Origin of the sequence: Clostridium sp. AM34-9AC (assembly GCF_003480225.1) — a bacterium.
Classification (GTDB): domain Bacteria; phylum Bacillota; class Clostridia; order Lachnospirales; family Lachnospiraceae; genus Acetatifactor; species Acetatifactor acetigignens.
In genome coordinates, this window is the sequence record NZ_QUIU01000001.1 from 136,866 (window position 1) to 149,660 (window position 12,795).

Consider the following 12,795-nt stretch of genomic DNA (forward strand, 5'->3'; position numbering starts at 1 on the left):
TTCTCTGTTATTGCCACCCGAAATGTGGTATGCTATCTGATAGATTTTGATATCTTTATCAGCATTTTAACAAACCGGAAAGGATCCCTTATGAATCATCGCACCCGTTCTTATCTGCTTTTTGTATTGCTTATCGGCTGTATCTGTTATCTGGTGTCCCATTTCGTGGTACAGCTGTATTTTATAAACGGTTCTTCCATGGAGCCGACCTACACCTCCGGGCAGCCGGTCCTCCTTCAGAAATTCGGTCTGCCAGACTGTCTGGACTATAACGACGTCGTTGTCATCCGCCACGAGACGCTGGGACGCGATATCGTCAAACGGATCGTGGCCCTGCCGGGAGATACGGTACAGATCACAGAGGGAATCCTCTATGTCAATGGGGTTCCCCAACCGACCCCCCATGGCTTTTCTCTCATGGAGGATGCCGGCAATGCCGCAGCTCCCCTGACGCTTGCACCCGGAGAATATTTTGTCCTGGGTGACAACCGCAACCACAGCATTGACAGCCGCTTTGCGGAAGTCGGGATCATCCCCGCCGCTTCTATCGCAGGAAAAGTTATTACCGGTCGAACACCCTTCCGGTAGGCACCATAGTTGTCAGATCCTGTGCATGGCCTTTCTGGAGATATTCTACCATGTGTTTCTCACTGCCGGGAGCGTATTCCAGGAAACGTCTCTCTCTGGTATCTCCCTCTTTCCAGTCAAACACCGCGTCGCTCTGCGCGCCATCCAGCAGTCGGACATACGCCTCCTGCAGGTCTTCGTAGCTGATAGGAGCTTCCGAGATCTGCATGGTATCGTGCTGTTCATTTCTTCCTTTGATCAGAAGCAACGCTGCCTGCCGCAGAAAGTCCTCTTCCTTTTCTCCCATACCGTTGTATCCGTGATCTGCCATTACGATCAGAGCGGTGTTGTCATAGGCACCACTGTCTTTCAATGCCTGAATATAATTTGCTGCCAATGTAATGGAAGCTTCCATGCTCTGACGGTAAGATCCCTGTTCCACACCGATGACATTGGCATCCTTGTCATAGATAAAAGGTGCGTGAGCCCCGTTCAGATGGATGAACTTGAAACGGTTTCCCGTCTCATCCATCACAACACCCTGGGCTGCCAGATCCTCCTTGAAAGCCGTATTATCCGCAGTAAACGCCTTGGAATCCGAACCTTCCGGATGAGATTCCCGTAATTCATTAAAATAGACTTCTTTGATCACGCAGTATCTTTTCAGATCATACGGTGCATACCGGAATCCAACGAGCTTCAGCTCCTGCTTTGCCAGTTCCAGATAAGAAACGGGGGTGACCTTAGTAAAATAGACATTGTCAAAATTGTCCACGATGGAAGCATCCTGTGCACGGATATCATCCTCATAGAGATCGATCTGATAATTTCTGCTCTTCAGTTCCTTCCACAACGGTGCCTCTCTGTAGACTCTGTCCAGATAGTCCTGAAAAGATCCCTCATTCTCATACCATTCACCGGATAAAATAAAAGGAATAGCATTCAATGTGCTGGTGTAAGCTCCCGTGGTATTCTCAAAATAAGTAAAATCTCCAAAGATCTCCCGGTACTCCGGATGTTCCTCTAACAGTGAGGTAAACTCTCTGGAATCTGCCGTATCCAGCACAAGGATCACGAAATTGTTGTCCGCAGACATCTCGAATTCTTCTTCCACGCTGACATGCAGATGCAGTTTGGAATGCAGTGCCCCGCTGGTAATCACGGTGCTGCATGCGGTAACCAGAAGCATCAGGGTCATGCATCCGCTGATGAACATTACCACATGGACAAATTTCTGCTTTCGCAGCACGATCATTGCCGCAATTACAACGATCAGCACTACTACCCAAAGAAGCAATGTATCTTTCCGGAGAATATCGTATTTGCCCCACCAGATTGAAGTTCCGTCCAATGGCGGCAGTCTGTCGATCATAAAATTCCCCTGGATATAGGTACAGATAAAAAGTGTCAGCCCTCCAGCCAGTGCGATCCGGTACACATACGGATGAATCAGCATGGCAATCAGATATAACACCATCAGTACAGCAAAACAGGCAGCGAACATCCCCAGTGCAGTGATCAATAACGTGGAAAAATCAAACCAGAATTCCGCTGTATTCGCACAGTACAGATCGATCGGAGCATACAGAAACAGCAGGAAACTGATGGCCAGGGATATGAAAATCCCCGGCATCAGCTGTCTGCCTGTTATCTTTTTTCTCACAGTATTTTTACTCACACTTATTCTCCCTGTCACATTGTTGCATTTCTTTCTAACGATTATACTCTCTTCCGGTAGGAATCATGGTATCCATATCAGAAGCATACCCCGTCTGTATATACTCCTGCATATGATCGTCATCCAGGAAAGAATACCGTAAGAACCGGCGTTCTCTTGCATCGCCTTCCTTCCAGTCAAAGACCTCATCACTCCGCCTGCCGTCCAGCAGACGCACATATGCCTCCTGGAGATCCTCAAAGCTTATGGGTGCCTGTGAGATCTGCATGGTATCATGATGCTCATTTCTTCCCTTGATCAGAAGTAATGCACACTGACGCATCCAGGTAGCCTCTCCGCTTTGTCCCAGGCTTCCGTTATAGCCATGATCCGACATCACAATGAGGACTGTATTGTCGTAGGCTTCACTGTTGCGCAGATGTTCGACATAATCCATTGCACCGACCATCGTGGCCTGTGCGCTCTGTTCATAGGTGCCGTCCAGTTCATTGATGATATTCATGTCCTTATCATAGATATAAGGAACATGTGCTCCGTTCAGATGAATAAATTTGAATTTTTTGGAGGAATCTTCCACGGTAATTCCCTGCAGATCCAGCTGACTCTTAAATACATGATCCGTTTCACTGCAGCTGGTTTCCTCAGGTGTATTCTCTACCTGGAGCAGTTCTGCGAATGCAGCCTTTTTAAATGTACACATTTTCTTCAGTTCAAAAGGCGCATACCGGAAACCGATCAGCTTCAACAGTGGTTTCGCAAATTTCGTATAAGAACTCAGTTCGAAATCCACTACGTGAATGTTGCTGAACATATGCATCAGTTCGGTATCCATATACAATTCAGAATCACAGAGTTCCATATTGTAGCCACGTTCCTGCAATGTCTGAAACAGTGGGGACTCCTGGTACACCCTCTTGCCGTAATCATCAAAGGGTTCATCATTTTCATACCAGTCTCCGGACAGAATATAGGGAACGGATCTCTCTGTGCAGGAGTATGCTCCTACCGTATTTTCAAAATAGGTGAAATCACGAAATACCTCACTGTATTCCGGATGCTCGTCCAACAGCTCCGTGATCGTTCTGGAATCCACCGTATCCAGCAGAAGGATCACGAAGTTCTGGTCTTCTGACATCACAAACTGTTCGTCCGCACCATATTGATAATGGACTTTTTCCTGCAGTGCCCCACTGGTAAATACAATACTGACTGCTGTGATCAGCAACATCAATGTCAATCCGCCGCTTAAATACATTACCGTTTTGGACAAAAGATCTTTTTTCAGGAAAATATACATGAGCACTACAACAACAAAGCCGATGCCCCAGAGAATAAAATCCTCTGTCCTCAGAAATGTATATTCTTCCCATCGAATCGTCGTTCCATCCAGGGGCGGCAGATTCCTGATCAGAAAATTTCCCTGAATATAGGTACAGATCAACCCTAAGAATCCGCCTGCCAGTCCGAGACGGTACAGCACCGGATGGATCAGCCACAAGACAATATAGATCAGAAGCAGCACAACGGTGCTGATCAAAAACAGGCCCAATGATGCCCTGATCAGAATTCCGAAATCAAACCAGAACTCGGATATATTACTGCAATACAAGTCTACCGGTGCATATAAAAACACCAGGAAACTGATGGCAACCGCCACCACGATTCCCGGCAGCAGTTGCTTTTTATCCCGCTTTTTCATGTCAGATTACTTCTCCTGCTTGTCCTCTGCCTGATCCAGCATAATATCATCGGATTCTACTTCTTTGTTTCTGTTCTCGTCGATTCCCAGGCTCTTGTCGATCTTCTTCTTGGCTTTTCTCCAGTAGATTCCGGCTGCAGCGCCTACAGCGATGACTACACCGGCTACTGCCTGAATAGCATAGTTCATAACGGAAGGATCAATATATGCATCTGCTGTTCCGGAAAACAGTACTGCGAATGCTGCTGCAAAAAATGTTACCTGTGCGATCTTGCTTAATTTTTTCATGTTTTTACCTCTTTCTTTTACTCTATTTGTATTTCAATTTTTATTGTTCTTTTGCTTTTTTAATCTGTTCCTGGACTGCCTGTACAATGTACTTTGCACCTACTTCGGCACTGTTGCCCAGATTGTATACATATTCTTCCACGAACTTTTCAATTCTGTCATGGTAAGCATCCTTCTGCTCCAGCAGATTTCTGACCTTGTTTTCGGTCTCCTCTGTCTTTGTAGGATCCAGACGGTCTCCGATGACATCCCTCATCCAGATATTGATAGGTACGGTGTCGATCTTCTGGTATTCCGGATTCATGACCTTCATGGGAGTATCCACGAACAGAACCGGCTTCTTGGTCGTAAAGGCATATTCATAAGCGATACCGGACCAGTCAGTCACCAGCAGATCCGCCTCGAATACCGTGCTGTTGGATGAGAAGTCTGTCTGAATGTCAATATCCGGGTTCTTGGCATAACGCTCTTTCAGGCGATCCATCTTATCCTGCTGCAGACGCACCTGTTGAGGATGAGGACGTACTACCACTTCATAGCCCTTACCTGCCAGATCATCCAGCATGCCTTCCAGACAGCTGTCCACGATATTGTCCTTCTGCCAGGAAGGAGCGATCAGAATATGCTTTTTCTCATGAGGCGTCTTATCCGCTTTCCTGTAATCTTCGATCATACGATCCAGCAGGCAGTAGCCCCAGTCGATCAGCTTCTTGGGAGGCAGACCGTAAGCTTCCTCTGTCTTGCGGATTTCCTCAGTATGATGCTTACCGACGCAGTATACGGTATCGTAGTGATCCATGGAACCGGTACGCATGGTCATATTCAGACTGTCCATACAGTGAGGAATATAGATATATTCAATATCCTTCCTTATATAGCTGCGCTTAATATGGAAGTTCTCAATATCCGGCATAGTCATGACCACTACGTCTGCATCCATCTTCATCATCAGTGTGATCAGACGTTTTTCTCCGATATAATACGCCCGGATCTTGTCTTCTTTTTCCGCCAGTGCAAAGATCTGATCTTCCGGATCACTGGTGATATAGTGGATAGTCAGATTGGTATGTGCCAGGAGCCATTCGATAATGCCCTGATAATATTTATAGAAGCCACTGCTCTCGGAATAAAATACCAGATGCTTGTTCACTACAGAGAAGAAACGTTTGAAATCTTTCTTCTCTCTCTTGGCATAGGGATTTTTCTCGAAGAGTTTCTTCTTGCCACCAATGGACTGCAATTCCTCCAGTTCCTGTTTGCTGGCCTCCAGTTCCTCATAATCCACATAATCCTTGGGATTGATGGCCCAGTTCAGCAGATACTGCTGTAAAATTGCGAACAGGTTGCTGGCGATCCAGTACAAAGCCACACCTGCCGGAACAAACCAGCCCAGATACAGGGACAGCCCTACCGAAAATGCCATCATACCGTATTTGTTCAGCTTGGACTGCTCTGCCTGAATGACATTGGCTGCATTCTGTGCCACACACAACAGCCATGCGGAAATACCGGCTGCAATGGGGACGATGATATCAATGCCCCCCACTTCGGAAGGTACCCAACTTAAATTCATGCCGCAGAAGTTCAGGGAAATTCCCTGCACCTGCTGTAATACAGACGCAATGTCCACACCTGCCAGTCCTGACTGCAATGCTGCGAACTGTTCTGCATAATTACCACTCTTGATCATCTCCACTACTGCCAGCTGAATAGAGGAGCTCTCCGGATTTGCTCCGGCCAGGCTGACAGCCAGGCCATTGAATGCCGTGATCACATCCTGTGGCAGATGAAGCAGATAATCCAGCGGGTGATAGATAACCTCTACCAGTCCCATCAGCAGAATAATCTGAACTGCCAGCGGGATCAGAGATGCCAGCGGATTGTACTTCTCTCTCTTGAAGATCTTGGACTGTTCGTCTGCGATCCGGTCTGCATCCCCGAAATGTTTTGCCTTGATCCGGTTGATCTCAGGCTGCATCTTTACCATTTTAATGGAATTCTTCTGTACCCAGACGGATACCGGCAACAATACGATCTTGCTGATCAATGTGAACAGAATGATTGCCAATCCATAATTATGCACCAGATAATAGCAAAAATACATTACATATCCCAGTGCTTCTGATAGTATTCGCATTTTAATTAACCATGCCTTTCTCAAAATCTGCAAAGTTTGGGCCGCAGGCACAAATTTGCGTGTGAAATTTATTTTCACACTGTTCTCCTTTTAGTCAATAGTACTAATTATAACATAATCGTATGTTTTTTCAACATGGAAAGCAATTTTCCGTTCAAAAAACAGGCAGAACCCTCTGTTATTATAACAGCAAATTTCTGCCTGCTTCCCTATTTTTCTGTATTCTTTGTTCTATTTCCGTTTTATTGCGTATTGTCCGTTGTTTCTTCCTCTGGCTTTTTATAGAATGCAAAATCATTCTTGCCGTTCTTCTTCACCTGATACATGGCATCATCCGCACACACGATCAGCTGTTCCAGATTATCCGTATCCTTAGGATAACTTGCAATACCAATGCTGCCGCCGATCTTCCGCTTCGTACCGCAGAGCACCACATCCTTTGTGAATACCTGTCTGCACTGGTACGCTGTCTTCTCCACCAGCATATTCTGGCTGCTGCGCAGGATCAGAATAAATTCATCTCCGGCGAAACGGTATGATGTCAGTATCTGGGACTGCATCTCTTTCAGGCGGTTTGCCACCTGCTGCAGCGCTTCGTCTCCTGCCGTATGTCCGTAAGTGTCGTTGATCTTCTTGAAATTATCAATATCCAGCATCATGACGGTACAGGGAACCTTCGCATCGATCATCTGCTCCAGATCCTTCATGAATTTGCTGCGGTTCGGAAGTCCCGTCAGGAAGTCATGCTGTGCTGCCGCCTCCATAATTGCACGTGCCTGCTCCAGTTCCTGCAGCAGCTTTCGTCTGCGGTAATTATCGAAGCACACCCAGCAGATAATAACATTGAGTGCAGTGATAAGTATAAGTGCCGGTATCAAAGCCTCTCGGTTCCTGACAAAAAAATTCTCCCGATGATTTACAAATTCGGTATCTTTGGGAAACTGTGATGCCTCCAGCCCGAACTTCCGCATGACGTCTTCATCTACACAATAAATGTTGGGACTGTCCTTTACCACATTGATCTCTGCACTGTCGGTACCATTTGCGATATCCATGGCCATCTGTGCTGCGATCTCTCCGGACTTATACATGGATACCACATTACCGCCCAGCAGTCCGTCACCGATTCCGGCCTCCACCATGCGGTAAACCGGTACTTTGGCATAATCCACAATCATACACAGCGCCTGGTCACTGGTATATTGTTTGCCACTGCCGTCCTTAGACATAACGATATAGATCAGTATCGTCTTATCATCCACCTTACTGATAGCCTGCTGCAATCTGGCTGTTTCCAGTTCCGCAGCATTGATCTCAGAAAATTCCAGCTCCGGATAGTTTTCCGCTGAGTTGTAAAAATTCTTCCGTTCTGCATCTGCGGTCACTGAATCATCCAGTATCGCCACTACTTTATCGGCTGTCGGATTCACCTTCAGCGCCATGTCTATGTTCTTCTCTACGGACAGTTTTTCAATAATTCCCGTCACAAGAGGATTCTCTGCCGCTTTCATGGCATATTCTTCATCGTTCACACCTTCGAAGACAACCGGTATCTCCGGGAACAGTTCTTCCCGGTATTCCATGGCAAACTGCAGCGCCGCATCATCTCCCACGATCACCACATCATAGGGATCCGTATTCTCCAGATGGTATTTCAGCATATCATGAAACATATTCAGCCACTCATCTGTCCGAAAACGCTTCGTGTCCATAAATTCATAGTCGATAGTGGTATTCTCGTCCACCCCCGCCTTGATTCCTTCGATCTGCGTCTGGACTGTGTCCCAGCCATAAGAATACGAGCTGATAAACAATACCCGCTTTCCCTGATTCAGATTCTGTGCTTCTGCCGTTACTGACACCGTCCCAATAGTCCCAATGCCTATGAGAACAGCCAGCGCAAACAGCCATGCTTTCCACTTTCTCATATTCCTTCCCCCTAATTCCAACAGGTATGCTACCGGGGTCAAAAGTCTGAACCCAATACCACGATATGAGGAATTACATTACTGGTACTATTGTACCACATTGTCTATTGAAAGCAAAGAGCTTAATTTAATCTTGCGATAATACCTTCTTCTTTTTTCTGTTTCATTTTTCCGATAACGGTAGGGATTGCTCCGAGCGCCACAAACAGATACTGTAGAACCAGATTGCCTATGTAGCTTCCCATATCAATAATTTCTGCGGAAAGTGCCGCAGGGATCAGTCGATAACACTCGAACAGACTATAACCTGCTTCCGCACCGCCGCCCTGATTGAACAAAATAATCGCCCAGTCCACACGGTCTGCAAAATACGTCATAAGGATCATGATCACAGCGCTGATGACTACTGCCTTTTTGGTCAGTTTTCCGCCCAGCATCTCATATCCCTTCAGAACGCACACCGCCATGATCACACCGGATAATGCTGCTACATATCCCAACTGGCTTAAGATCAGAACACTGAGCATTCCCAACAGGGATCCTAACAGGGCACCTACAATACCGCCTACGATGTTTTCTTTCTTCTGCGCCGTCTGTTGTGCATTCATCGCGATGTCACTGCGCATCTTCATCTCGCAGTCCGGACATAAATGATAGTATTCACCGCCCATTCTGAACGCTCCGGTCTCTACATTCTGACCGCACAGATCACAGCAGGGGCTGTAACTGTTTGTACGCAGGAATGTCGTTGTAGCTGCAAGTGCTTCGTTCAATGTATCCTTACATTTTTCCGCATTGGACTGTGCCTTCAGTGATACTCTGATATCCAGATTCTTCTGACCAAAACTCGCGATCTTCTTGCTGCTTTTCTGAAACCCTTTCACTGCCTGCTTGTCAAATGTCGACCCGTCAGCGCTTTTTGCCGCCGTATGCAGTACCATCATATACGGATATCTTGCATCGGGTGCATAGACGATAAAGTCAAACCCATCCCGTTCCCCATGAAACAAGTCATTGGTTTCATCATAACGCAATCCGGTTCCCATGGCAATCTGCTGATAATTTTCAATCTTCTTTTTCTGATTCATTTTTCTTCCCATCCTTTGTAATAGAAAATTAGTAATCGCTCTGAAAAGTTACGAAAACCACACTTTTCCATTTTACACTTTACCGTGTCAACATGCAACCCTATTAGGGGGTTTTTAGCCGATTAACCTATTTTCTATGAAAAAACTGTAGGCACATCTGTGTAACCTACAGTTTTTGAACTTCCTTATAAATAGAACAAGGTAATCGAAATCACGCAAATACGGATTTGCATTCCATCAGCATTTGATTTCAAGGTAACCTAACAGCTTGCTCATATCGTACTCTTCCAGCACACCCAGATTGGAATCATAGAATTTTCCATCATAGTGTACCAGGTAATGACAGAAACGTCCCATCTTTTCCATCATGATACAGCACTTCGGCAGTACAGCGGGTCTACCCTCGGTATATACGATGATGTCGGTATGGTCAATGCCGTAATAGTTCAGCGCAGAGATCACACGGCCCATGGTAGCCTGCCACTCTCTGCAGTCCATCACGCTGATCACCTCTGCGATAGTAACACCGGCTAACATTGCGACACAAGCCTGACCGCACAGACCGTCTTCGGGCTGGATGATCACGTTCATGCTGTCGATCTTGCGGATTGGATTCTCAAAGCTGTAAGGGCTGTTCTGATCCATACGGATCAGGGAACCGTTAATATGTAACAGGATCTTGTGAGGCACACCCAGTTCTACTTTTACAGCAGCTTCATCGGTGATCACAATCTCGTAATTGCCCTTCTCCTTGGGATGAAGCTCGCACTGAATGATATTGTTATCCAGAACGATATCTCCCTTGATGACTTCTCTCTGATGGCATACTTCCCATACATTAAAAGGAATCTGAATGGTGTATCCTACATCCTTTTTCTCTACTTTAGATTCAAAAAAATATCTCATATTTCATTCCTCCGTTGCTTTTGCTGTTCCCGAATATTCTCTTAAGAAAAAGATTAACGAAAGCGGTTACATTTCACATTTATCTTGATTCTAACAAAAATTTACATCCTTGCAAAGAGCTTGCTGAAAAGTACTTAAAAAAAAACATCCTGTCAAAAAAATGTCAAAAGCGCCTGCTTTCAGGCAGACGCTTTACCTATCATTTATTCTCTTATCATAACCCTAAAATTGCAGATGCCACACGGAAATATACCAGTAATGACATTGCATCGACGATGGTCGTTATGAACGGACTCGCCATGACCGCAGGGTCGAATCCCAGCCGTTTCGCCAGGATCGGCAGAAGACATCCGATAATCATAGCGATCACTACTGCCGCCACCAGAGTCAGGCACACGGATGCTGCCACCAGCACCCCTACTTTATCCAATAACAGTAATTTTACAAAGTTCGCTGCGGAAAGTGTAATACCGCAGATCAGTGCCACGCGGATCTCCTTGAATACGACCTTCGGCACATCCCGGTATTCGATCTCATTCAGGGACAATCCACGGATGACTGTAACGCTCGCCTGGCTTCCGGCATTACCGCCGGTATCCATCAGCATGGGGATATATGCCACCAGTACCGCACACACACTCAGAGCATCTTCAAAAGAAGAAATGATGGCTCCGGTAAAGGTAGCTGACACCATCAGAAGAAGCAGCCAGGGAATACGCTTTTTGAAGGTCTCAAATACCCCGGTCTTCATATAAGGCTTATCGCTGGGCACGATAGCCGCCATTTTTTCCATATCCTCCGTGGTCTCTTCTTCGATGATATCCACGATATCGTCCACGGTGATAATACCTACCAGCCGGTTCTCATTGTCCACTACCGGCATGGCTGTAAAGTCGTATTTTTTGAACTGTCTGGCAACTTCCTCCTGGTCCATCAGCGTATTGATGGAGATGACATTTTCATGCATGATGTCACCGATGATCTCGTCACCGTCCATGAGCAGCAGATAACGCAGGGCCACGGTTCCCACCAGTCTTCTCTGGGCATCTAAGACATAACAGATATTGATGGTCTCACTGTCGAGGCCTACCTTACGGATCCGCTCGATGGCCTGATTCACCGTCAGATTCTCCTTCAGGTCTACATATTCGACCGTCATGATACTTCCGGCGGAATCTTCCGGATATCGCAGCAGATGATTGATATCTCTGCGTACCTCAGGGCTTGCGTTGGTCAGAAGCTTTTTGACAATGTTGGCAGGCATCTCTTCCAACAGGTCAGCCGCATCGTCTGCCATCAGGTTGTTGATGATGTTCGTTGCTTCCTTATCTGACAGGGAGGTGATGATCTTCTGCTGATTGTCCATATCTAAATAGGAAAAAACGTCTGCCGCCAGGTCCTTGGGAAGAATGCGGAAGACTTTGAGCATATCCTCTTCTTCCAGTTCTTCCAGAAGTCCTGCAATATCGGCATCGTTGAGTTCAGCCAGATACTGGCGCAGTTTGGTATACTGCTTGGTGTTAAGAAGCTCTAAGACTTCTTCCAGTTCTTTGATCTGTTCCATGATGATCCTCCTTATGATGTTTTCTATGGGTGTAACTTATGCAGTAACTTCGCCCCGGAAGTGGGTTGTCAGAACTCTTCTGTGTACACTTCATAAAAACCACCACCTTTCTGTAGGATCCATCCAGAACCCCATTCGCAAAATCGCCTCTACGAGGCTTTCCTTTTGCTCTTGACATATATTCTTACGAATGTAAACATTCGACGAATATCCGTCAATATTTAATGGTTCTGAATTGTTAATAATATTTTAACTTTATGACTATTCTTTGTCAATGAAATAAGTTTCTTTCAATTTCTCAATTTTTACCTTTCCGCAGGTGGTTTCTGTCAGGTTTTTCCTGAGACTATCCTCTTTTTCCACCGGGACAAGTAAAATAAATTTTACGTTTTCCGCATAGATGCTGTCCGCAGGAACGATGCCCTGCTGTCCGAAATAATACTGCAGCTTTCCAACATCATTATAATCCGTTGTCACTTCCAGCTCGCAGCCCTTCCGCATAATGCCGGTCTCACAATGATCCAGCCCCTCCTTCACCGCCTGGGTATAGGCCCGCACCAGGCCGCCGGTGCCAAGCAATGTGCCACCAAAATATCTGGTCACTACCACCGCAATATTGTGGATACCGGATCCGGTCAATACTTCCAGCATCGGACGCCCCGCCGTTCCGGAGGGTTCCCCGTCATCGCTGCACCGGGTCAGTTCGCCTCTGCTTCCTATTATAAATGCAGAACAGTTGTGTCTGGCATCCCAGTATTTTTTCTTCATTTCTTCTATAAAAGCCACTGCTTCTTCCTCGGTTTCACACTTGCGGATCGTAGAGATAAAGCGGGACTTTTTCTCCACGATCTCACCTTCTCCGCCGGACAAAAGGACTCTATAGTTATCTGTTGCTGTCATGTCACCCATGTATGGCCTCACTTATTTTTAAATTCTTATT

At 46.1% G+C, this 12,795-nt stretch carries 10 protein-coding genes; 1 reads left to right on the forward strand and 9 read right to left on the reverse strand.

From position 1 onward, the window contains the following. Positions 1 to 90: 90 nt before the first annotated feature. Positions 91 to 588, forward strand: a complete 498-nt coding sequence (lepB, locus tag DW835_RS00515; protein WP_118668312.1) for a signal peptidase I — start codon at positions 91 to 93, stop codon at positions 586 to 588. On the opposite strand, the gene DW835_RS00520 is transcribed toward lepB, so the two are convergent. From DW835_RS00520 to DW835_RS00560, 9 genes are all read right to left on the reverse strand, one after another. Further along, a complete protein-coding gene (locus DW835_RS00520; protein ID WP_118730480.1) occupies positions 563 to 2,245 on the reverse strand; it encodes a sulfatase-like hydrolase/transferase in 1,683 nt (560 codons plus the stop codon). The genes lepB and DW835_RS00520 overlap by 26 nt on opposite strands. Before the next feature lie 34 nt (positions 2,246 to 2,279). Beyond that, entirely contained in the window at positions 2,280 to 3,944 is a 1,665-nt protein-coding gene (locus tag DW835_RS00525; protein ID WP_118668309.1) for a sulfatase-like hydrolase/transferase, read from the reverse strand. A 6-nt stretch (positions 3,945 to 3,950) separates the two neighbouring features. Then, positions 3,951 to 4,232, reverse strand: coding sequence for a hypothetical protein (locus tag DW835_RS00530; protein WP_022313335.1), 282 nt, complete (start codon positions 4,230 to 4,232; stop codon positions 3,951 to 3,953). Positions 4,233 to 4,272: 40 nt separating this feature from the next. Next, positions 4,273 to 6,369: a membrane protein insertase YidC gene (gene yidC / locus DW835_RS00535; protein WP_118668308.1), complete on the reverse strand. Its 2,097-nt coding sequence runs from the start codon at positions 6,367 to 6,369 to the stop codon at positions 4,273 to 4,275. 242 nt (positions 6,370 to 6,611) lie between these two features. Beyond that, positions 6,612 to 8,297, reverse strand: coding sequence for an ABC transporter substrate binding protein (locus DW835_RS00540; RefSeq protein WP_117464908.1), 1,686 nt, complete (start codon positions 8,295 to 8,297; stop codon positions 6,612 to 6,614). Positions 8,298 to 8,419: 122 nt separating this feature from the next. After that, a complete protein-coding gene (locus DW835_RS00545; RefSeq protein WP_117464907.1) occupies positions 8,420 to 9,385 on the reverse strand; it encodes a hypothetical protein in 966 nt (321 codons plus the stop codon). A 237-nt stretch (positions 9,386 to 9,622) separates the two neighbouring features. Then, positions 9,623 to 10,291, reverse strand: coding sequence for a DUF1905 domain-containing protein (locus DW835_RS00550; protein ID WP_117464906.1), 669 nt, complete (start codon positions 10,289 to 10,291; stop codon positions 9,623 to 9,625). A gap of 214 nt (positions 10,292 to 10,505) precedes the next feature. After that, entirely contained in the window at positions 10,506 to 11,855 is a 1,350-nt protein-coding gene (gene mgtE, locus DW835_RS00555) for a magnesium transporter (RefSeq protein ID WP_022313311.1), read from the reverse strand. Between the two features lie 261 nt (positions 11,856 to 12,116). Next, on the reverse strand, positions 12,117 to 12,764 hold the full coding sequence (locus DW835_RS00560) for a YigZ family protein (protein ID WP_243036991.1): 648 nt from the start codon (positions 12,762 to 12,764) through the stop codon (positions 12,117 to 12,119). Positions 12,765 to 12,795 lie beyond the last annotated feature (31 nt).